This is a genomic window from Xenorhabdus indica (assembly GCF_014467235.1).
GTDB classification, from domain to species: Bacteria; Pseudomonadota; Gammaproteobacteria; order Enterobacterales; family Enterobacteriaceae; genus Xenorhabdus; species Xenorhabdus indica.
Window position 1 is genome coordinate 47,234 of record NZ_NKHP01000021.1, and the last position, 22,883, is coordinate 70,116.

Annotated in this window: 19 protein-coding genes and 3 pseudogenes; 10 read left to right on the forward strand and 12 right to left on the reverse strand. The window is 42.6% G+C overall.

What is annotated here, in order from left to right:
- Positions 1–5: 5 nt before the first annotated feature.
- A complete protein-coding gene (locus Xind_RS15085) occupies positions 6–1,742 on the reverse strand; it encodes a type VI secretion system baseplate subunit TssF (protein ID WP_187650398.1) in 1,737 nt (578 codons plus the stop codon).
- Between the two features lie 421 nt (positions 1,743–2,163).
- Between Xind_RS15085 and Xind_RS15090 the strand changes: the two genes are divergently transcribed.
- The 5 genes from Xind_RS15090 to Xind_RS15110 are packed head-to-tail and all read left to right on the forward strand — an operon-like array spanning position 2,164 to position 6,836.
- On the forward strand, positions 2,164–2,562 hold the full coding sequence (locus tag Xind_RS15090; protein WP_187650399.1) for a TIGR03757 family integrating conjugative element protein: 399 nt from the start codon (positions 2,164–2,166) through the stop codon (positions 2,560–2,562).
- Positions 2,559–3,527: a TIGR03756 family integrating conjugative element protein gene (locus Xind_RS15095; RefSeq protein WP_187650400.1), complete on the forward strand. Its 969-nt coding sequence runs from the start codon at positions 2,559–2,561 to the stop codon at positions 3,525–3,527. Before Xind_RS15090 ends, Xind_RS15095 begins: the two co-directional genes overlap by 4 nt.
- 40 nt (positions 3,528–3,567) lie before the next feature.
- Positions 3,568–4,983: an integrating conjugative element protein gene (locus Xind_RS15100; protein WP_246432568.1), complete on the forward strand. Its 1,416-nt coding sequence runs from the start codon at positions 3,568–3,570 to the stop codon at positions 4,981–4,983.
- A 6-nt stretch (positions 4,984–4,989) separates the two neighbouring features.
- Positions 4,990–5,325 carry a hypothetical protein gene (locus Xind_RS15105; RefSeq protein ID WP_187650402.1) on the forward strand — a complete coding sequence of 112 codons (336 nt, stop codon included), beginning with the start codon at positions 4,990–4,992 and terminating at the stop codon, positions 5,323–5,325.
- Entirely contained in the window at positions 5,322–6,836 is a 1,515-nt protein-coding gene (locus tag Xind_RS15110) for a conjugal transfer protein TraG N-terminal domain-containing protein (protein WP_187650403.1), read from the forward strand. Before Xind_RS15105 ends, Xind_RS15110 begins: the two co-directional genes overlap by 4 nt.
- 456 nt (positions 6,837–7,292) lie before the next feature.
- On the opposite strand, the gene Xind_RS15115 is transcribed toward Xind_RS15110, so the two are convergent.
- The 9 genes from Xind_RS15115 to Xind_RS15155 all read right to left on the reverse strand — a co-directional run bounded on the left by Xind_RS15115 (position 7,293) and on the right by Xind_RS15155 (position 16,026).
- Entirely contained in the window at positions 7,293–7,763 is a 471-nt protein-coding gene (locus tag Xind_RS15115) for a GNAT family N-acetyltransferase (RefSeq protein WP_052189710.1), read from the reverse strand.
- An 89-nt stretch (positions 7,764–7,852) separates the two neighbouring features.
- Positions 7,853–9,136, reverse strand: a complete 1,284-nt coding sequence (locus tag Xind_RS15120) for a hypothetical protein (RefSeq protein ID WP_187650404.1) — start codon at positions 9,134–9,136, stop codon at positions 7,853–7,855.
- Complete coding sequence (locus Xind_RS15125) at positions 9,120–10,133, reverse strand: nitroreductase family protein (protein WP_047684783.1); 1,014 nt, start codon at positions 10,131–10,133, stop codon at positions 9,120–9,122. Before Xind_RS15125 ends, Xind_RS15120 begins: the two co-directional genes overlap by 17 nt.
- Positions 10,112–11,302: a YcaO-like family protein gene (locus Xind_RS15130; RefSeq protein ID WP_047684785.1), complete on the reverse strand. Its 1,191-nt coding sequence runs from the start codon at positions 11,300–11,302 to the stop codon at positions 10,112–10,114. The genes Xind_RS15125 and Xind_RS15130 overlap by 22 nt, the downstream gene beginning before the upstream one ends.
- Positions 11,303–11,305: 3 nt before the next feature.
- A complete protein-coding gene (locus Xind_RS15135) occupies positions 11,306–12,079 on the reverse strand; it encodes a SagB/ThcOx family dehydrogenase (protein WP_047684788.1) in 774 nt (257 codons plus the stop codon).
- A complete protein-coding gene (locus tag Xind_RS15140) occupies positions 12,060–13,154 on the reverse strand; it encodes a SagB/ThcOx family dehydrogenase (RefSeq protein WP_187650405.1) in 1,095 nt (364 codons plus the stop codon). The genes Xind_RS15135 and Xind_RS15140 overlap by 20 nt, the downstream gene beginning before the upstream one ends.
- Positions 13,155–13,164: 10 nt before the next feature.
- Positions 13,165–14,265: a SagB/ThcOx family dehydrogenase gene (locus Xind_RS15145; protein WP_047684794.1), complete on the reverse strand. Its 1,101-nt coding sequence runs from the start codon at positions 14,263–14,265 to the stop codon at positions 13,165–13,167.
- Positions 14,252–15,634 (reverse strand): MBL fold metallo-hydrolase, encoded by a 1,383-nt coding sequence (locus Xind_RS15150; RefSeq protein WP_187650406.1) that lies wholly within the window; start codon positions 15,632–15,634, stop codon positions 14,252–14,254. Before Xind_RS15150 ends, Xind_RS15145 begins: the two co-directional genes overlap by 14 nt.
- Positions 15,635–15,840: 206 nt before the next feature.
- Complete coding sequence (locus tag Xind_RS15155; RefSeq protein ID WP_047684799.1) at positions 15,841–16,026, reverse strand: hypothetical protein; 186 nt, start codon at positions 16,024–16,026, stop codon at positions 15,841–15,843.
- A gap of 528 nt (positions 16,027–16,554) precedes the next feature.
- On the opposite strand from Xind_RS15155, the gene Xind_RS24620 reads away from it, so the two are divergent.
- Together Xind_RS24620 and Xind_RS15165 are read left to right on the forward strand one after the other, a co-directional pair.
- Positions 16,555–17,022, forward strand: a complete 468-nt coding sequence (locus Xind_RS24620) for an MFS transporter (protein WP_187650407.1) — start codon at positions 16,555–16,557, stop codon at positions 17,020–17,022.
- Positions 16,931–17,764, forward strand: a complete 834-nt coding sequence (locus Xind_RS15165) for an MFS transporter (protein ID WP_187650408.1) — start codon at positions 16,931–16,933, stop codon at positions 17,762–17,764. The genes Xind_RS24620 and Xind_RS15165 overlap by 92 nt, the downstream gene beginning before the upstream one ends.
- 69 nt (positions 17,765–17,833) lie before the next feature.
- Here the strand turns inward: Xind_RS15165 and Xind_RS15170 are convergent.
- Positions 17,834–18,143: pseudogene (locus tag Xind_RS15170) on the reverse strand (hypothetical protein); the annotation flags it as partial.
- 142 nt (positions 18,144–18,285) lie between these two features.
- Between Xind_RS15170 and Xind_RS15175 the strand changes: the two are divergent.
- The 3 genes and pseudogenes from Xind_RS15175 to Xind_RS15185 form a co-directional block, all read left to right on the forward strand.
- The gene (locus tag Xind_RS15175) at positions 18,286–19,290 is read left to right on the forward strand and encodes an IS110 family RNA-guided transposase (RefSeq protein ID WP_187650409.1); all 1,005 of its coding nucleotides are present in this window, start codon (positions 18,286–18,288) and stop codon (positions 19,288–19,290) included.
- A gap of 1,156 nt (positions 19,291–20,446) precedes the next feature.
- The gene (locus tag Xind_RS15180; RefSeq protein WP_187650410.1) at positions 20,447–21,364 is read left to right on the forward strand and encodes an integrase domain-containing protein; all 918 of its coding nucleotides are present in this window, start codon (positions 20,447–20,449) and stop codon (positions 21,362–21,364) included.
- 772 nt (positions 21,365–22,136) lie between these two features.
- Positions 22,137–22,235, forward strand: a pseudogene (locus Xind_RS15185) (IS982 family transposase); the annotation flags it as partial.
- A gap of 72 nt (positions 22,236–22,307) precedes the next feature.
- Here Xind_RS15185 and Xind_RS21770 read toward each other — a convergent pair.
- Positions 22,308–22,499, reverse strand: a pseudogene (locus tag Xind_RS21770) (transposase); the annotation flags it as partial.
- Positions 22,500–22,883: the final 384 nt, after the last annotated feature.

Sequence of the window (22,883 nt, forward strand, 5' to 3'; positions counted from 1 at the left end):
TATGGTTACATTAATGGTCGGTATCCCTGCACAGGAGAGCGGGATAACTTATAGAATCCGCCAGCAGTGGTGCGGCAGGTCACTAACATGTGCATATCCTGCGTCAGGCAAAATGGCAGAAACTGGGACACGCCATGGGCAAACATGAAAGCCTCTCCTTCATGGGTGTAGGCGCTGTCATCCAGCATCAGTTCAATAAACAGGCAGCGGTGGGGGACGCCCTTAATTAGCCAGTCACTCGTTTTCGAATGCACGGAAACAATGTCATCAATCCTGCGGCGCAGTGCCCGGCTCCGGTTTCGGTCTGTTTCTGTATAAAAGTCATAGCCTAGCAATAGCTCTTTGAGCATGTCAGCAGAATGCAGCAAAAATGGGCTGGCCGAATAATGTGACAATAACGTCCAGTAGCGGTGACTGTCGGTGAGCGGCGGATAGGGCGGCGAAGGGGGAGTCAGGTTTTTGATTTGTACATTATCAGGGAGGGTTTCGTCCGCATAACACCTCTCACCCGCCATTAATGGCTCCGGCTGAAGCCCAAATGTTGCCACCTGACAGATAAATTTTCGCGCCGGAGGCTGTGTCATGAGTTGTCCCCGACTGTCCCGGAAGACCAGATCGTATTGCAAGCGTCCTAACGCATCTTCTCCCATTTCCAGTGAATAGAACCAGGCCTGCTCGTCATCCAAATAGCGATCCATGCCGGTCAGCAAGCGATCGGGATAGAAACGGAAAGACTCGCCCCGATCGTGCTCTTCATCCGGTTCTTGTTCCAGCGCGATGCCTGGCACATCCAGTACACCCTGTGAAGGTGATAAGGGTAAGCGATAACGTGCAGTTTCTGACTTAAACGGCACGGTTAATTGTGTTATTTTCCGATTGACCACAGGCACACAATGCAGATGAAATGCTGCCGCTATCTGTGCTTCAGACACGGCCAATTCACACCTGAGTTTGATTACAATGGTAAATTCACGGGATTCGTCCATCAATACATGGCTTCGCAGGGTTGTGGGTAAGACCAGCGTAAGAAAATGGTGAACATGCGGCAGATAAAGGGATTCCATTAGCATTTGCGGTGCCCAGTTTCCTGCCCGCTGAGGTGATGACAAAATAAGCCTTTCGGTGCCCTGTAAGGGGTTCAAGCGAATGATATCCATTGGATACCGGGTGTTTTCTTGGTAAAACTGAATGCCATCAACGTCTTGTGTCAGTGCCAGCATCAGAGTATCTGCGACGGTTTCATCAGCACTGAGAAACAGGCTGATGGGTTTGATTGCCCAGCGGTCATTTTTGCCCGTATAGCGGAATGTCAGGGTAATCTGTGTTTCCTGTGCCTGATGATGGAGTTCCCGCCGAATCAATGTCAGTGGCTCGATATCACAGGGGCGACAGCTCATGAATGGTGTGTCGTTTTCTGTGGTAATTTTACTGCCTGCCGGCACGGAGTAAGCATTATCTGTCCCCTGAACGCTATCCAGTTGCATCACACTGGTTGCCGGTAAACCTTTTATTGTCTGCGAGTGTAAGCGTTGCAGTAACGGTTGGGTGTATTCAGGAAATCCGTCGTCAACTTTTTGGCGCAGACGGGCAGTCAAAAAAGCCGAACCTTCACTGGCTCTTTCCACATCAGGATCGTGTCCACTGAGGATATCCGCCAGATGCGGTTTTTCCTCCCGCACCAGTTTTTGTAATGCGCGGAGGTACGCGATCTCGTGTTGAAAGTATTGTTCAAATGTTTTCACACCGTTTTCCTTTTCGATATTCAATAAACTCGGCCGGTGCACAAGGCACAACTTGTTTAAATCCTTCTTACCAGGCACAGATACTCACTATGTTTTTTATCTTTTCCTCGTATGTCTATTTTGATGAATTATTCATCGGTATTCTATTGGGAAAATTTATACATATTTGGGCATTGATACAGGTTAATGGCGTATTTTACGGAACTATCAGTTAAATTTACTTTATGGAAGTTTGTTTTTGTGATTGAGGACGCGTCTTGATAAATGGCTATCAGAATTCCAAGCCCAAAACCCCAAATAAGAAAAATCTTAGTCTGAAGTGCATTCACTTTTTTTACTTTTGCAAAAACTAATTAATTACTGACATCAATAATACGTTTCTTCAGGCTATCCCGATGCTTGATAAAACGAGAAATGCGCTATGTGGAAGTCGGCTTTATTGCTTTGGGTGGGATTGCTGACCTCATTGTCGGCCAATGCGAAAATAGTTATCTATACCGACATCCAGCATCCACCCGTCAACCTTTCCCCGGACACACAAATTGTCTGGCTGGATGCGGCTGAACAACATCAGAGACAAATCTTCGCTCACTTGTCTGCCGACCCTCAGCAAGCTTTGATACAGGCACAAGCTATGCTGCAATCCCCCCAATGGAATCAGCAGGAGCAACAACTGATTCAGTCTTATCGTGCCGTTGTTGAAGCCTGGCAATTGGGTGTGCGTAAGTACCCGGCCGTGGTATTTGATGATCGGGACGTCGTGTATGGTACGGCAGATGTGGCAAAGGCGAGTGCCCTCAGGGAGCAAAGTCAACCATGAAGACACAACGCCTTGCTTTTCCTGTGGTCATCACGCTGATGGCGGCGTTTGCTCCCTTTGCGCAGGCTTCCCTCAATACAGCGCAAATCGTGGCCAGCAGCCTCTCGCCATCCTGTATTCAGTGGCGGGTCAGCGGTATTTGCTACTGGCTGTTGTGTTCCTGGCATGGCTGCACGGTAAAAAACTCGGTCAAAGTCACCCATTATCTCCCCGAAGCGGTGGTGTCCACCTATCATGCGCCCGGCGGCAATCCGTGGTCAGAAATGGCACAGGTCAGCCGATTATCCGGCGGACTGGAAAATGTCGTCACCGGTGCGTTGTCCCACCTGACTGCCGGCGGCGGTCACCACAATAGCCAGATTTCAGGCCAGCGCCGTACCAGTTTGCGTTTCAAATACGCGGATGCCATCGGGCATCCCGCCACCAGTTTGATTGGCGGGCAAATCCCCGGTTATTCCTGCCGTAGTGCTGCTACCCCGTTGGTGCCTTATTTTCTCAGCACATTGGATACCGTCGCGTGGCGCACCGGTTTACCGGAATCGTTCTACCCGGAAGCCCTGATCCCTGGTCAGCGGGAGCTGGGTAGCCAAATGTCCGCCAATCTATGGGGCAATATTTACCCGCGCTCAGGCTTTGTCAATCAGGCCGATGATGACAAGGCATCAGCCGTGGTGGCGCAGCGCGTGGCGGATATTATTACCCGTGCCGGGCAGTCCCATGTTTATCAGGCATTAAAAGGTCAACGCTCTGACGGTTATTGGCCACCCGAACCGGTGACAGAAAACACCGGCACCAAAAATCACCAGTGGCAGCGGCTATCACCGCAGCTAAGCCAGTTCTGCGCAGTGTTTCCTGACGGAGAACATGCAGCTGCGGTCAATGGCAATCAGGCGTATGCCCTGTGGCAACCCTATAGTTGTTGTCAGCGCCGGGGACAGCGCTTTTTGGGCAGTACCGATATTTAAAAAAGGAGAGTCTATGCTGAAAAGAAAAGCCTTATGGCTGATGGTCAGCTTACTGGCAGGTGGGGTATCGCAAACGGGATGGGCTGAAAACAGGTTGACGGTTTCTCTGCCCCAGGTCAATCGCGGTGCTCTGGGTTATGGTGCAGATGTCAGTGGCGCGATCTCAGACTCCCTATTTTATACCCTTGGCGGCGGCTCGGTGATTTCACAGCCTGCCACCCGCAGTTCCCTGACCAAACTGGGCGGACTGGAACTTGGCTGGAGTTCGGATTTGATGTGCGGCAATTTTGATTTAAAAACCACGGTCGGCAACCAGCTAAACGGCATTACCGCCGGGTTTAAGAACCTGATGAGTGAGGTGATCCAGGGGGCAACCGGCGCGGTGGCGAGTTTACCTGCCATGGTCATTCAGCGCGCCAATCCGGGTCTCTATGACATGCTGACCAATGGGGTCTTGCAGGCCAATGTGGCGTTCGATAATGCCCAGTTTAATTGCCAGAATATGGCCAAACGGATGATGGATTTTGCGCAAAACAGTAAATGGACCCAATCGGCCGCGATGCAGGAATACAAAACGCAGGTGAACAGCGGGGATGCGGATGCGGTGAGGGTGAATAATGCCGGTAGCAAATCCACAGGCACAGGCGGGCATCAATGGATTGGCGGGAAGAAGCAGGGGGGCAAGGGACAGAGCGCTATCCGGCCCACCCGTGATTTAGCCAGCGCGGGGTTTAATATGATGAATCATCTGCCGGTACTGAGCCAGTCGTCAGTCAGTACCAAACAGTGTGATGGCGGTGCCTGTCGCCAATTCCAGAATGCCACCGAAGCAGCGGAGGCCGTGGTGAAAGTGCTGGGTGATCGGGCTATCCGTACTTGTGCCAATGCCGCGGAATGCACCAGCGGCGGGGGATCTCAGCAACCGGGGGCGACGGTGGCCGGCACCGGCTTTGCGCCTATGCTGGAAGAAGACACCAAAGCCAATATTGAACAGCTGGTGAAGCTGGTCAATGGCACGGAAAAACCCACCGCCGCCAATCTGGCCAAACTGAAAACCGGCAGTCTGGCCGTGACTAAAGGGGTCATGCAGGCATTGCAGCGAGATCCGGACAGTGCTACGTTGACCGCGCGTCTGGCGGGTGAACTGGCGATGGCTGAGACCACCGAGACCGCATTGTTGATGCGGCGAATGCTGATCACTGGCATGTCAGAGCCTAATGCGGCTGCCCAGCCGGAAGCCCTGGCAGAAGGGGAACGGCGGATTGATGCGCTGGATCGGGAAATCAATGCGCTGAAAAATGAAATGTTGCTGAAACGGGAACTGTCGCGTAACGCCATCCTGACCATTATTGAACGGGAAAACCGTCGCATTGAAGCCCATCCCCAAAAGCAAGTGCCGGACAGTACCGATGCGCGTTTTTATCAGCTGGAAATGCCTAACAGTGAACGGCGGTAAGATGATATGGCAGCGATGATCACCACATTGAGAAAAGGTGTTGTGCTATTACTGATTATTGCTTTGATGATGGTTATCAGTTTGGCGATAGGCTGGGCCGGGCTGCATCAGGCGGAAAATATCACCGAGATGCACCATTGGGTGATTGAAACCAGGGGATTTTGGTTAGTCTGGCGATTATGCCTGTATGCAGTGCTGGGCTGGAATAGCTGGAAAATCGGGCAAAGGACAATATACCAGCCGGAATACCGCACAACATTGATACGGATGATGGTGGTCAGCCTGCTGTTTATTGTGCTGGGTGAATATGCCCTGTCAGGTACTATTGAGGGAATGTCATGACCACCAACAGCTATCTGGAATACTTTCTGACCCTGCTCGGCTGGGTGGTCAATAACGGGTTATGGCAAATTCTGATTGCTACAGGGCTGTTTACCCTGCCTTTGGTGATAAAGGTCATCGCTGTCTGGCTGAAAGTAAGAGAGTGTGGCGAAGAGGAGGGCAGTGGTGGGTTGCAGTCACTTGCCCGGATTGAGAATACCTTGTACAGCGCCTTTTTCGTTATGGTGGTGTGCTGTGTGCCGCTAGTCAATGTCAGCCTCAGTACCCTTCAGTATGATCAGTCCCGCGCCAAAAGTTGCGGTATCTGGACACCGCAAGCGCCGGATAAAAGTGGTTATGAGCCGGTGATCTCCAGCCTGAATAATCAGACGGCGGCGGTGCCCCTCTGGTGGGCCGTGGTACACCGGCTGTCAAAAGGGTTAACGCAAGCAGCGGTAGCCGCCATTCCCTGCCGGCCGGATTTAAGGCAGTTGCGTTTTGAAGTGCAGCATACCCGTATCCGTCATCCGGCACTGGCGGCGGAGTTACAGGATTTCACTAATGATTGTTATGCCTTGGCGTTGTACCAGTGGAAGCAACGGGATCAGGGACAAACCACCGATCTGGCCACACTGCATGATATTGAATGGCTGGGCAGTCGCACCTTCTTATCCGGCGATTACCACACCCTGCAATCCCGAACACCCAGGGCGCCATTTCCGTGGAATGAAAACCGGGACAGTGGCCGGCCCAATACCGGGCAGGGAGGTTACCCCACCTGCCAGGCCTGGTGGTCAACTCCCAAAACCGGACTGGAGGCCCGGGTATTGGTCCAGGCCGATCCGGGATTATGGCTGCGTCTGTCGGCCGCCCTCAAAATGCTGGGCAAAGAAACCCGTGAATATAAAGAAGCGGTGATCCGCCGTCTGGTCAGCCCGGTGAATCTGACCGTATCTCAGGAAGGCTATGTGTATGCGGGCTATGGGGGCAACGCGGATTTTACGGTCTGGGACGGTTCCAATCGGGTCGGTGCGGCGGCGGGGACGATATTAGGGGGATTGATCAGTACCCCGATGTTTGATGCGGTACGTCAGGCACTGCCGATGATGCAGGCGGTGATCCTGATGGCGTTGTATATATTGATCCCGTTGATCCTGCTGTTTGCCGCCTATGAATTTAAGACGGTACTCACACTGACGTTCGCCCTATTTTCTTTGAATTTCCTGACTTTCTGGTGGGAAACCGCCCGCTGGCTGGACAGTTATTTACTGGACGCCTTGTATGGCTCAGACACCCATAGCCTGTTGAATCTGGCGGGATTTCAGAATACCTCGGATGATTTGATTATGGGGCTGGTGATGGGCACGTTGTTTATTGTGCTGCCGATGGTCTGGCTGGGGGCACTGGCCTGGGCCGGTGTGCGGATGGGGGACATGGCGGGCATGATGAGTCAGGGCGTGGGGCAAGTCAGGCAGTCTGCGGGCATGTTCGGGCAAATGGTGATGCAGAAGATGTTGTCGAAGGGAAAGTAGTGAGACCCGTTTTTTGTCATAAAGGGGGGAGCGTTATCCCGTCAGAATACTCTGAAAAACGTGCTACTCATTACTTTTACTCATCATATTTGTCGTGCTTTTGTTTTTTAAGCAGGCAAAATGCAGATGAATATAGAGTTGCAACCTACCGTCGATGTCAGCGTGATTTTTGTCTTGCAAACGGGATGTGTTCATATAGTCGTATCATGCATCAATTCGAGGGCTTCTTTTTGGACATCTGTCAGATTAATGTTCATGGGCGCGATTCTGATCTGATACGAATGAAAAATCAAGCATCTTTAATTACAATGGGGATATTGGTATAGGCTCTAAGTTATATCCGGCATTCCGCACCGCATTCGTAATTTATTGTTTTAATTAAGAATTAAAGCATGCGTAAATTTCATACAAACGATTTAAAATCAGTATATTACAGATATAATTGCGGAATGACGGTTATATTTTTTTAATTAAGCATATCTCACGAATTTCGCAACCAAGAATATTAACATTTTTATATTTCCTAGAGGGAAGGAAGCCAATTTTTTCATAGAATTTTAAAGCTCTAAAATTATCTTCTATAACCCATAGAGTAACAAATTTGAAACCTGATAATTTCAATTCTCCAAGAGCGGAATATATTAATTTTTGGGAATAACCCATTCCCCAATAATTCTGATAAAAATAAATAGCAAAAATTGATCCAGTATTAGGGTCATCTCTTGAAACACCAAATGAACAAAATCCAAATATTTCATCACCATATTCGGCAATAAGAGTTTTAGGAAAACCAGTGTCAGAACGATTTAGTCTTTTATACCAAGATTTTGCTTTCTCATGGACAGACAGCTTCCCAAGTTTCTTTTCTGGAATAATATGTTTATAAGCAGCTTGCCATGATTTAACATGTAATAATGCAATTTTCATTACATCATATACACATGCTTTTCTGATTTTACATATCATAATAATAAAACACTCTGGTATTATCTGTGAGAATAAAATTGTTAGAAAAATTAAAACATAGTATTAAAGTTTAAATGAGTTGGGTACGGAGATAGGATACTGTTAAAATAAGACTGATGTTTAGTATAACCGAACTTATCTTCCATAAAATGGAAATAACGCATGCGAAGGCGTTTTGCAAGTTTTAATAAAATTTCTTGTCCACCATCTGTTTGTGCAGCATTATTTTCTGAGTTATAAATTTCATCAAGAATTTTGAATAAAACACTGCTAATTTTATGCGTATCAACGTTGATAGAAATGTTATCAATCTCAGCGACGTTACTCTGGATAAGACAACTGAACCAAAAAAGACCATTCTCAGCATCAGAACTAGCTAAAATTCCGCCAGATGATGAATTTTTCCAATATCCACTTCGAAAAGAACGAAGTAGGCGTTCAGCTAAAATTAATTCTTGAGTGATAGGTACTAATTCACCAAATAAATCCTTACATGATTCCAGTAAGAGCCAGACAGACATATCAACACGAAATTCCTCAATACCTGCATAGACCAAACCCAAGGGTATTTTTTTTACTGCTGCACCAAATAAGGGGATCGGTCCAGAACCATGTAATAATTCATGAAGAGTCAACCACAAAACAAAGGCTTGGTCTAATTTTTCTTCGGAAATATTGACTAAAATACTCGAGGCACCATTAACCATGAAATGCTCGTTAAGTAATGGAGCAGTTAGATGATTAAATCGAATTTTGATAATGTTATGAAAAAGAATTGAGCGACGATAGTTAATTTGTCGTGTAGAATCGCTCCAACCAGAAAAATAAAACGGGCTAAATAGAGCTATATATTGCCCAAGGCCACGCCTGAACGCTCCTTCGATTAATCCAATATCATAAAACTCAATATGACGCCCATGAAAATCGAGCGGGGTTCCAAAAATACGGCTACCCAGTATATCAAGATTATTTTCAATAATATCAATTAAGTATCTAATTTTAGATGTACGACATGCTGCTAGCAAGCCCTGTTCAGCAGGTTTACCTTCCATTGCTCTTATTAATCCCAGAAATACAAAACATTGAGCATCTCGAAGTTGCCCGAATTCGGCAACGGCGTCATCCCAAAAGCCACTGTTCAGTCCATTGAGGATACATCGATTAAGTTCAGTTTGAGCCTGTAATATTGGGGAAGGCAGAACAGCCTGAAACAAATTTGCTACGTTAACATAGTCGCCTTCACGGACTGCAAGACAAAGTTCATGCCAAGGAAGAGAAAAATTTAAATCTAATCCTACAGGTAATTCGATAATTGCATTAGTTAAATTTTTCATTTTGTGTCTCCAACGATAAACACCAAGTAATAGCCGTCTCGTCAATAAGAAGGTGAGGATCTTGAGCATCGATTAAGTAATCAATAGATAAGTTTAATCCCAATGTTTTTGCAACAAAGCGAGCTTGCTCATTAAGATGACCTAAGTCTAAAAAAAGGTCTTTCCAGGCCCAGGAGTGACGATAACGCCATTGATATTGTTCAAAATTCCATTTGACCCGAATGAAGGCAAAGAAATTTTGACCATCACATTTTTCCGAAGAAACTAAAATTAATGAATGATATCGCATATTATATTCATAAATCTCAACGTAATTATTATTGTTAATAGTTACGTTTATCCTGAAAGGATGACGGCATCCCTTTGACGGTACAGCTTTAAGAACTACATCTAAAACATCGAGAAAACGTGCTAATCGAAGTTTCCCAAATGTCCAAAAAAGCAAAAAACCAAGCTTCTCAAATTTTGTTATCGGTTTATAACCTGATGGATAAAATGCAGGATGAGGAAGGCGTCCTGTTTTAATATGAGAGTTCATTAAATAAGTGGATGGTGGAGGCGATATATTTAAATATCTTTCCATTTGATATCGGTCTTGATTATATACATCTGGTTCTGAGTAGTTTGCATGGTAAAGAATAGATTTACCACAAATATAACCAGCAACATCAGTTTCAGATAATGGAAAGGAAAACGTATCTGTCCAAACTGATTCTCTATCAGAAAGGTCAAATAACCCAAGTTGTTCTAATTGGTCAATAATAGGCCACCATAACTCTTCATTCCAATTGAGATCAACCCTAATTGATTCTAAGTTTATTAAATTATCAGTCTGGCATAGTTTATTTATAAGCCGAAAGATTTCATCATTTGGCTCCGATATCTTAGCTTTCCTTAATTGGGCTGGATTACAAGTATACCATTCACCAGATGCAATAATCATAGTGAAAAACTTACTAATTTTAATATGGTTATTTATGAGAAAGGGTGAAGGCATTTTATTCTCCCATTCCAACAAAAAGGAAGATTGGCAGGCAGGAAGCATTGTACTGACTGAAACCCGAATAACTCAGACAATGGCGTTGAGCGATCTATAATCAAACAATCACTTATATTTTGCTTAATTGCATTAGGAGAAATAAATGAACCAACATCATTCTTGTCCGCATCATGAAATTTTAGCTGCTTAAGTGTTTCTTGAGCAACTTCCTTCATCATATTAGCTTCAAAGCCTGAAGATATCTTGTATTTATCTTCGTAGACTAATTTTGGCCATATTTCAAAGGAATGTACAAGTTGTCCATACAATTCGTTAATAGCATGCAATCTTGCTTGCTGGTCAGAAGTATCAACACCACAACCTGTGATTAAAGCAGGGCTGTTGATACCATCTCCCAAAAATAATACCAGATAAAAATTGAAAGCGTTTTCTAGATTAATGTGAGAAAGCCAGATAGAACCGCCTATCTGCTCAATGTATGAAGCCAGTTCATTTCCTATAATATCAACATTTGCCATATGTACAGAAGGTAAACCGCTTCGCCAAATATCCTTCAAAATAGCTCGTTCCAAAGCTTCATGGAATCCGTTCTGTACTGCATTTTCATATAAAGAATGTACGGCCATTCCAGTAGAGTCGGGGAAAACCAAAGGTTCTTTGACAGTAGCCAAAGATTCGATCTGTACATATTCTAGTGGTAAAAAACTTTGGCTATCATCTATTTTATTTTTGCATGTTATCCACCAACGTGGATTATCAGTTTCATGGCGAAGCTCTAAAAGATTAGTTACTGAAGAATGTATATGTCCTTTTAATTCTCTTGATGATGCAAAATGAATTTCTTCAGCAGGTCGACAAAAAGCACCTACCCGTTCAATCGCCTCTGCACGAGCTTTTAAAAGAGCATAATCAGGGTTGAGATCTATACCTCTGCCAACCAATAAACGCGTAGTGCCATCAAAACAGGAGACATTCAATATAGCTATAGCTATATGTAGTAACACTGTATTTGAGATATTTGATTTTAACCACATCCTAGCATAATCACTGGGCAAGGTTCCATCAGGCCAAGAATATCCATATTCACGGTAAACGGTGGGAAGTTGACATAATGGATTATCAAACCATTCTGATAAAAAGGCACAGGTTTTATTATCATTAGACATAGATCACCCTTCTATTTTCTTGCCTAAAACCATGGCATAGACCACACACTCCCATGGAAAATCAAGACGTAATGTTGAAGCACAGAATTCATCGTCAAAGCCACCAATAACAATGTGTGGGACATTCATCTTAGTCGCGGCTAAACAAGCATTTTGGGCTATATGTCCTGTTTCTAATAGCATGTAGCGGTAGCCACGATCACCATATTTGGGACAAATTTTCAACAATTTTCCTACCCACATGATAATTGCTGATGCAGATGAATAATCAATATGGCGTGTACGAAAAAGTAGAGAAAAATCGGATGGCAAGCTTATTTCTTTATTTTCAATTAGCTGAGTAGTGAGTGGATCGTAAGTAAAAGCTGCCATCGGCAAATCCTCTACTTCCCGACAAAGTACTAAAGATGAAACAGGAAATAACCCCCCAGCTGAGGGAGCAGTACGACATAGCCCTACAGGACTATCGTGTATAATACCATTAGCACACCATAAAATATCTAACAAGTCATGAAGTGTGAGTGGTATTTGACCAAATTTGCGTGCGGACTGTCGAGAACGCAAAATCTTTGAAAAATCAGATAATCGAGCATCATATGGTGAATAATCTGTTTTTACATTGCTTCTTTTCGACTCAAAAATTAAGTCCTCGAATGGAGAAGATGGTTCATACAAATGACCGAAACTTGATATAAAGTGAAAAGCCAAGCTTGCCTTCGAATGTTTTGGGAAGCGATCATCAGAAATATCATTCCTATCAACCGATTGCGACGACATATAGAGGTGCCTCCTCATAGCCATTCATACCCATGATACGGTTAGCATAGTCATCCTCAAAAGCTGGAGTCAAAAAAGTACTGAAATGAAAAGCCGTTCCAAGGAGTATATATTTTTGAGCTAATTCAGCTGTATTTATCATTAGAGTTCGATATGCTCTAGGGTGACGATATCTATACATATAGCGCAACCAAATTGCAGATATCACAAAAGCACAAGCACAACCCCGTATACGTTCTTGTCCAATACACATTTGGATTAATTCGTCACATAGATCGCCATGACGTATGAGTGCTACGCGATGCTCTAATGGGTCATAGTGATAGATACCTGGTTCTAAACCAGATACATTGAATGCGAAGAAATAGCTTTCTAATGCTGAGAATGATGAATTAAACAGCCTTTCAGGCTGATTTTCGAGATACTGTTCTGCTTCTTTCCTTAATCTACGCGTTTCAATATTGGCGAAATGCAGGATTGTGCTTAACTCATTTTGATCAATTTGTTTTTTTTTCCAAGGTTGGTTAGATCGCCGTCGTAGAAGTAATTGCTCCATGGGTTCTTCAGGAAGAACGTTGGGAGAAGGAAGTACAATATATTTCTTATCACTGTAAATTTTCCAAAAATCCGGTATAGGTTCTTTTTTGATTAAATCAGACAGCATTTCACGTTGTTGCTTTATTGGATCTTCCGATTCTCTATCTAAATAAAGCAAGTTTCGTGTGCATAAGTGCATCACAAGTGCTTCCAGCCAACCACGATCGATCCAGTGCGCAACTGCTTTTTCTTGAGGGTTGGCTATTGATGCATCTTGAAGAATATTAGATTCATAGAGATTTGAAATGACATCCAATGCAGTATCTACATCAACTTCAAGAATATTCGCGAATGTTTCTCTGATAGCAGAAATTGATTGAGTATTAGAAATACTGGCTAAAGCACTTAATATTCTTACATCTGGCATGACATATGTTTCTCCCTGCAAAAGGAGATCTATGTGAATTTTTTTACCAAATCGAATACGGAAAAATGGATTTAGCTTAAGTTCATTCGGCATTTCTATTACATTTGTCATATATTTCACCCTAACCAATGAATGCAAATGAGGAGGCAGCTTCATTTAGTCCATCAATTCCCAAGAAAGCTTCAACTTCCTTTTCTGAAAGTGAGTACCCACGAAAAGAACGACGTTCAAGTGATGAAGCCAGGTATGCTAATGTTTGCATGACATGGCCAAGGTCATGTTGCATAACACGATACGAGCGACCTTCTCGATAACGGAACATGCTTCGTTCAAACATTGTACTAAAGAGAAAAGCCAGGATAGGTTCGAAGCTAAGCCGCGATCGGTGACCTAGTACTTTTTCGAATAGTAGTTCGCTGTGATCCCCCGGAATGAGCAAAGATAATCCATGGTGCTTGACGCTATAATGGTAAAGACCTTTGGCTATATTTTGGCAGTCTAAGATTACAATATAAGCCTCGGTTGGATGCCGACTACCTCCAGAAGGTGAGGTTTTTGCCACATGTGCTCCGGTGAGAGGTAGACGTCTTGTTGCAGTTTGACCGACGCTTAATTTCAGCAGATAAGCTAACTCATCAATACTGAATTGTCCTGTTCTATTACCTTTTGAAACTTTTGCTAAAAAAATTTCATTTAATCCGATTGTTTTTTTTACATTTATCTCATTAAGTTCAGGCAATTTGATGAATGGTAAATTTTCATAGAGCTTATAATTAGATGGTGGCGATTCTTTTTCCAAATATTCGCGCATTTCGGCTTTATCTTCGAGTCCTTTTGGATCTGCAAGGTAATTCATTCTAATCAATTTAGTTGTATAGAAATGATATTGCATCGCTTCCTCCCATCCGTGTTCTCTCCAGGTTCCTCTAAACTCTTCTATATATTTATGAAGCGGATCATCTTTCTTAACTACCATCTTTATTTCTATAAGTTGATTAAAAGAAGCCTCAATTATTTTCTTAGGAAAATCAAATGTCATACTAACTTGGTCTACAGCATCATCTAAATAAATCCAATCAGACAATATACTTTGCATAACTAAAAACAAGGGTTGTGTGAGAAGGTTACTAAAGTAAGTATCTAAAGTTGATGTATTTCTAATGAAAAAACCTTTTGGGGTATTAATTCCATTAACACCCATAGCTATTCTAATTTTCATCATGTTTAACCTTCATTAATCGATTGGCTTCTCTTTTCACCCATCGGTTAAAGTGAGTTTCCGGATCGTTATTGAAATATGAAAAAATAGGATCTCTTACATCGTATCTCTGTATTTTAAATACACCATCATCCGATTGAAAAATACGATGTAATGTTGAATAGACTCTTGAATGAAAGTATAAGACAAAATAAGGTATTTCAGCCGATTCGCAGGCTAGTAAAGCAGAGGCGCTAACCCTAATATGCAATGAAACATATGGAATAGATAATTTTTCTAACTTTATTCCTGACGGAGAAAATTCTACAACATACTCTCTTATTGTATTTGAAGGAAGTATAATTTCTATTCCATATCTAACTTGTTGTTTGCACAATACTGCAATAGAGCTATCAATACGTTCTTTTTGCTTTTCTAACCATGGAACAAATTTATTTTGCAACCAAATAGAAACTGCTTTTTCTAGCCTGTCAATTCCAAGACATTTAGGGTCATCATCTTGGAGCGGAGATAGACTCTTTGTCGGATCTACTCTTGGGCGGTCAAAATTACCCATACTTTTGACTATTTGAGAACCCTGTATATCTAGCTTAGGTATTCCATTGACCACTGAAATTACATCACCAGGCAGTAATGTAACCATTTCTATCCCAGATAGATAAGGTTTGATTTCTTCTATGAAATCTTTTGGGTGCATGGGGAAACTATAATAATTTGCCCAATCATATTTCCCAACGTACTTCATCCCAGAACAACTTGGAGCAAAAAATAACGGTGCAAGTGCTTTTATTCCTGTTAACATCTTCTCAATGTCAGTACTAGGAAATTCTATGTCCCAATATGTCAAAAACCGATGTTGTACATCTGGATAACCACCTATCAGTACAGGATTATAACTGCAAAATGTTTTTATACGCTGCACTTCATTGATATCTAAAGAAGAATCACCAGTATACACAATCGCATTTTTTTCATCTTTAATGGTGAAACCAAATTGAAAATTTTCAAGGTGTTTTTCACCAGTAAACAGAATATTCAGTGAGTTTATTTCTATTTCCTCACTAGTTCTTACAATTTTAATGTTACTAAATCCGAGAGTGCTTAGACCTAATTTGATGCTCGGTAATGGGGGGTAAATGACTAATGCATCGCGATTTATCATCGATAAGCTTTCTAGTTCGAAATGCCCTGGATGTTGATGAGTAATAATTATTACATCTATTTTCGGTAATTTTTCAATATTTATAGTTCGGTTTGGACATACTTGTGCAGTACCAGATTGAAACACTGATTTAAGCAGTGGATCTACCAATATTGTTAGATTGGTTGTTTCAATAAAATAACAGGCGTGACCAAAATATGTCCATTTCATAAGCATAATCTATTTATTAATGGTGGAATTCCTGATTATAAGAATTAGCCACCTTGTGTTAGTAATTTGCTTTTTTGTCTTAGAAAATATGCCCTTAAGATACCTTTCTTTTCTAAAGAGCATATTTCCAGAATAATTTCAGACAATAATTAGCACAATCCATATTTATGAATATAGATTAGTTGAATATGTAAGCTGAATAAATTTCAGCGAATACAGCACTGCTCCAATAATTTTGCGTCTAAAGGATCAGTTTTCGATTTGATAACAAACAAACCTTTTGGTTGGTCTGTTCCACTAGGCTTGATCATCTGTGTTGTTCTACTGAGGCTTACCGAAATTTTTTCAAGATCACTACTCGATACTTTGTTTAGTGCGTCAGAATCTTTCATTTTTCATTCCTCATGTTTTTGAATGAAACCATCAAGTTATTCGTTTCTGCATTGTTAACAGAGTTAATAAAACTATTATTTAATGATTTATTTACTCCTAAATAACAATTAAGTTTAAGCTAATAGCTACAAAGACATTTATCTGTGATATTTATCACATAAACAAGCTTTAAATTAGGCTAAAAATCTAAGTTATTGTAATGGTGCACAATATAAATGAATGTGTTAAATTTAAATTATTCTACCCTGTGCGTTAGGTAAGAATTTTCCCCAGAAAATACTTTTTTGGGCTTTTTGGCGTAATTTTTCCTCCATCATAAACCGTAATGAAACGAATGTGAAAAATCACCAATACGCCGAAAAATTTCCGGTAGTTTGCATTGATTAGGGAATAAAACCCACAATTATTACTTGCTTACTTTTCATATCAAAGGTATACCGGAGCCAATGAAGTTATTTTTTCCTCTCATAAAAACCATTGTCCATCCAATTCACAGATAAGTGATAAGAATACTTATGAGGTAAACAATGAAAATACACAAGTCGCCAATTTCAATACTCCTTATTAATACATTCGCTACGACAACTTCACGGGGTATAACTCTTCCATTTATGGCAATATACATTTCCAGCAATTTTAAAATACCACTTGAATTGGTCGGTTCTATTCTTAGTGCAAGTCTGTTAATTAGTATATTTTTCAACTCATTAACTGGATACCTAGTTGATAGGTTTGATAAAATTTTAGTTATATTCGCATGTATGATGCTTTTCTCCTTGAATTTATTTTTAATTCCTATGATTTATCAATCATGGATAATGATATTAATTTTGAGCTTAATATATACTTCCAATGGAATGTTAAATATTACGATAAAATCATGTATAGCTGACTGGACTTCTAATGAGCAAAGATCACAGATTTTTTCCCTCAATTATGCATTTATCAAATGCCGGCTGGGCCATAGGAGCTCCTATCGGAGTAATCGCTGCTAAATTAAATTTAACTCTTCCATTTTATCTTTCAGGAGGAGTTTCTATTCTGATGTTAATTATTCTACTTATCCGATTTTATGACAACATATCTTTTCATAAAAAGATAAACTCAGAAAATAAATCCACTCCAATAAATTTGTTTAAAACATTAAGTATTTTATTTAAAGATAATTCATTAATTTACTTCACTATTGGTAGTACTTTCATTTCTCTTGTGTTTAGTCAATCAGCTGGTTATATTTCTCAGTATTTATTGAAAACATCCAATGCAGAATTTGCGTATGAAATTCTCGGGATTATTAACCCAGTGAATGCTTTTTTAGTAATTTCATTACAATATTTTGTAAGCAAGAAATTACCTAAAGAAAATATATTTTGTGGTTTTTCTTTAGGCATCATGATGTTTTTTATAGGTATCATTGGTTTTTGGATTGCTGGGGAATCCGTATTACTCTGGGTGGTTTCAATGGTTTTCTTTACATTTGGAGAAATTATTGTCATACCATTAGAATATATGTTTATTGATCATATCGCCCCTGAAAATTTAAAAGGAAGCTATTATGGGATACAGAATCTTCGATTTATTGGTGGAGCTTTGTCGCCAATAGTAGCAGGTTTTTTACTTAGCTATGCTACTCCATCGTCCTTATTTTTTACACTTTGTGCAGCTACTTTGCTTAGTTTGTTTTTCTATTTTATTGGATATAATTATGCGAAAAATGCAAGAAAGCAAAAAGAATGAGTGTAGTGGATTGTCGGAGTTGTGTAGGGACTAGCGGGAACATTTGAATCGGATAAACATGGTTGATAGCTAGGACGTGTAATAAGAGCATAAAAGAACTTGGGGCATTTGTACGGCAACCGCTTCCATCCAATAATGCTTCGTTTCTTCACCTAATTTTATGCCAGCATACCAATGCTTAAATTGGGTTTTCAAATTATCATTGAGTACCGCTGTGCGTATCAGGAGTAAGTAATGCATACCTTGCTGGCTCCATTGCATCTGCTTCAGGGGCGTTTTTTGATACCCCTTTGACATATTGTTTTAAGACAGTCAGGCGCATCGTGATATGAAACCAGTCGAACACATGCTGGGATTCAGGGTACAAATTAATTTTCATGGTGAGGTGTCTGATAAAAATATGCTGAATTGCTCATTCTATCGCCGATTGAACAAAGTGCCCCACACTAATGAGATGGCCGCCCTCACCCTGTTAGCGATATATTGACAGCGTGTGATTTATTTTTTAAGAGGCTACCATCATGAACACTATCGCACTGATTGGCATCGATCTCGGCAAACATTCCTTTCATATCCATTGTCAGGATCAATCGGGGAAAGCCTTACTGCGTAAAAAATTCACCCGAACTAAATTGATGGAATTCTTAGCTGACTGCTTTCCGGCAACGGTGGTGATGGAAGCCTGTGCTGGCGCACATTTCATGGCAAGGCGGATCGCTGATTTGGGGCATGAGGCCAAGCTGATTTCACCGCAGTTTGTGCGTCCCTTCGTTAAAAGTAACAAGAATGATTTTATTGATGCTGAAGCTATCTGTGAAGCCGCTTCACGTCCTTCAATGCGGTTTGTTCAGCCCAGAACGGAAGCCCAACAAGCCATGCGAGCGTTGCATCGTGTCCGGGAATCACTGGTCCGGGATAAAGTCAAAACGACCAACCAGATGCAGGCTTTCCTGCTTGAGTTTGGCATCAGTATGCCCAAAGGGATTGCTGTGATAAAACGACTCTCCACTGTGTTGGTTGAACATGAACTTCCCCCTTATCTGGTACAGGTATTACTGCGGTTACAGGCGCATTATCACTATTTGGTTGAACAAATCACCGAGATTGAAACTGCCCTGTCACAGGAGATTGCTCAGGATGATACCGGACAACGGCTGATGACGATCCCCGGCATTGGCCCCATCACGGCGAGTGTGCTTTCCTCACAACTGGGCGATGGGAAGCAATACGCACACAGCCGGGATTTTGCAGCCTCGACGGGATTGGTTCCCCGCCAATACAGTACCGGGGGAAAGACAACCTTATTAGGGATCAGTAAACGGGGTAATAAGACACTCCGGCAACTGTTGGTGCTATGTGCCCGAACGTTCATAATGCATATTGAGCATAGAAAGGGCAAACTGGCTGACTGGGTTAAACGGCAACTTGAACGAAAGCATTCTAATATTGTGGCCTGTGCGTTAGCGAATAAACTCGCCCGGATAGCGTGGGCTATGACGACACAACACACGGTATTTGAAGCCTAAATCAAGCCTGTTGTGAACAAATTTGAAACGAGACCCCACTGGTTTTGCGAAGACTGATAATTGATGACATGAACGGCCTACCGGCCTGATGAGAAACCTGGCATAAAAATTGGCTCCTTGAAGCCGGCACACTTTTAAGGTTCATCAGGCGCGGAACTCATTGAGGCGCAGGCTCCTTGCCTATAATGACGCCGGATAGATTTAAGCAAGCCCAAAATTCATCAAAATGAGTGTTGCAAAAACGAGGGCGACCATAGATTTTATACTTTCTAATTACGGGCATCTCACAAGCCTGTCTACGTATAAACAGAGAAAAATATCATTGTTTATCAAAAAATAATGATATTTTCCCCACATTTCATCATCAAACAAAAATTTGACCTCGCCCAACCCAATCGGTAAAATATTTAACTGTTACCAATGATCCATTGCCTGTAAGGATCAGCATTGAGCGGCGAAGTAAAAACTCCCGTAGCCTGAAAGGGAGTGCATGTCATGCGGTACATCTGCGCACTTTTGGAAGCAGATATCATTGGACACATAACCCAGTTTCGATGATGAAAGTTTCCCGGTGTTATTTCACCGGCTACCTACATAACAAGGCAGAACATGCTCTGCCTCACACTAATCGATACCGTTTTAACCGGTACAACATTCACTTACATGTTGCATTTATCACGATAAACGTCCCGAAAACGGCGCGGCGTCACTTGCGTTAAAGCGCAGCGATTACCAAGTGACGCCGCAAAGCGGCAAACGTCCAGAACCCATCCGGTCTGGTTTTACGACCGATTTGAATCCCGCATTACTCAGTGAAACCACGCAAAACAGACTATTAACCACCCTGTTAAACGATTGTCCTAGCGGATTTTCAACCCACTGCCTGATTGCAGGCTGATGCAGTAAAAATTAAGGAGAAATGAATCACGTCAAGATAATGAGGCGTTCATCCTGAACTGATCAGGCTCTGAACGGGGAGCATGTCATCGCTGTGCTGAGCACGTCGCGAGCTCCTGCAATAACTCAACACAATCCCGCCCTGCTACACATTGTCTGACGCACCACGGAACGGTGAACCTGAACCGACACGCAGGGAATTGTTTTAAAAACGACTAAAAATGAATAAAACAAACACAAAGCAACAGGAGAAGCGAGAATGGTGCAGGGATCGACACGTTCAAAGATTGAGCTGTTCAGAAAAGTTTTTATCACGCATGCCCGACAGGCGGGCGGAAGTTTTGTTACGGTGGCGGATCGGGAGCGTATTGCCCGGCAGTTCCTCGATTATTTGAAAGACAATGGCATCAAACTCCGGCAAATGGATAGCCTGAAGGTGAAATATATTGAGCGCTACATCGCTGGACGCAAGGCCAACAATATCAGTCATCGGACACTGCAAAATGAAATGTCGGTGCTGCGAACCATTTTAGCGCAGGTGGGAAAGCATAAGCTGGCTGATCCCGATAATGCCCGCCTGAGTAACCGGGCATTGGGTATCGCTGATATGAGCCGCAAGGGAACGAAAATGGCGCTGGCACCGGCTGCGTTCCGGGACATTTTTCAGCAGGTGGAGCAAAAAGACCGGCGTGTCTCGGCGGTGATGCAACTGGCCTATGTGCTGGGACTGCGTACCAAAGAAGCGGTGGAAGCCTACAAATCGTTAGCGACCTGGAAGAAAGCACTGGAAAACGGGCATACGTCTGTGCGGGTGGTGTTCGGTACTAAAGGTGGACGCCCCAGACAGACGGTCATACTGGATCGGGAAGCCCTGCAACACGCGATTGTTTATGCTGAACGCGAGCAGACCGAGCGTGGCGGTAAACTGATTGATAAGCCGACGATCACGCAGGCCATATACCGTTACCGCTATATTGTCAGACGTGCAGGACTGAGCGGTAATAAAGCGCCACACAGTATGCGTTATCATTTTGCTCAGCAATCCGGGGAGCATTATATAGCGCAAGGATTCAGCGAGCGGGAAGCGCTGGCACTGGTCTCAATGGATTTAGGGCATGGTGATGGGCGAGGGCGCTATATTAAGCAGGTGTACTACCAGAATATTGAGGGCGAATAAGTTGTATTGGAGCACACACGGTCTGATGCTCTGGTCATTGGAATATGAGCGAAGCAACCTTGAGTCTTAAGCGATTATTCCTATGTTATCGCTAACTCATTTTTGTCGGATAGACGACACCTGTTACCAAGTGCCGTCCTCCTAAAAACCGTACGTGCAACTTTCACTGCATACGGCTCAAGCCTTCACTAAGGCGTATTACGTTACCCAGCAACCTAAATTGCAGTCAGAGCAGGATCGTACCAAGAGTGATGACTTTCCTTTTTCGATTTCCTCTTAACCAAATAGGTTTGGTATTGAGGATCGAATGGCGTAGCCACACTCCTAATCTTCACATGCCTTTTTATCAGCGTTTGAGCTATTTGAACCAGATTAAAATGGCAGTCCATATTGGCTATTTTCTGCCAGCCATGAAATTGCCATTCTCCTTGGTGGTTCATGTCGTATTTTCGACGTACCCAATCTTTAGATTTAGTTGGATGACGTCTGATCGCCCACCGCCATCATAACCAGAAGGAACTGTATAAGGTTTTCAGGCAACTCAACAAAGCGTTGGTGCGCTGGGTCAGATGAAAGTTCAAAGCTCTGAGCAGATATAAAACCCAAGACTTAAAACTTCTTCAAAGGATTGCAAAGGAGCGTAAGGGGTTGCTTGCCCATTGGCGGGCAGGAATGACAGGTGTGTTTGCCTGAAGGGAGCGGTATGAGTCGAGAGGCTCACGTATCGTTCTGCGAAAGGCTGCGGGAGCAGTTCCCGTGGCCTACTCATCCGGTGAATGACGAATTGAAAAATATTTCTCAGATGGAACATTCAAGGCACCGAAGCGTAGTCGGCTTTTTACTGAAAATAGTCTCAGGACTGATTGCTTAACGCGATGCTCGACTTTAACATCCTATAACGTTGGCTTGTTGAAGCCAGTCGCGTTGACTTTTACCTTGTTGCCTTCATTTCCTGTTTAAATTCAACGCATAAATACCCTTTATCACCCAGCAACCCGCCTTTTATTGAGCCGAGCACATCCCAGGTTGCCTCACGCTCATTGACATTGGCGGGCGTCAGTGTAAACCCGGTTACCACGCCGATTTCGTCTATCATGAGATGTGCTTTGAAGTTGGCACAGCCTTTTGTTCCTTTATTTCTCTATTTTTGACGACGTAAAGTTATAAAGGAGCGGCTATGTCATTTCAACTCATCATAAAAGTCGAGCATCGCGTTAGATAGTATTTTAAAAAGCGACAATTGAATAATTAATATCTTATCGCGACAGTTACATTAGATTTCATTTATGGTCTGATTGTTATCATCAAACGATCAGGCTATAAATGAAGCCTTTTCTCTATCTAAAATAGGCGATTACTATAAAAAAAATTGTATATGATATGAATAATAAAGAAACAGTATTTGACTGATCCCACAGAGTAATATTAATTCGGTGTTCAAATACGAATAATGGTTGTATTATGGAAAGATGAAAAAAGATACTCGACAACTTCCTCCAGAGATACAACAATATAATCG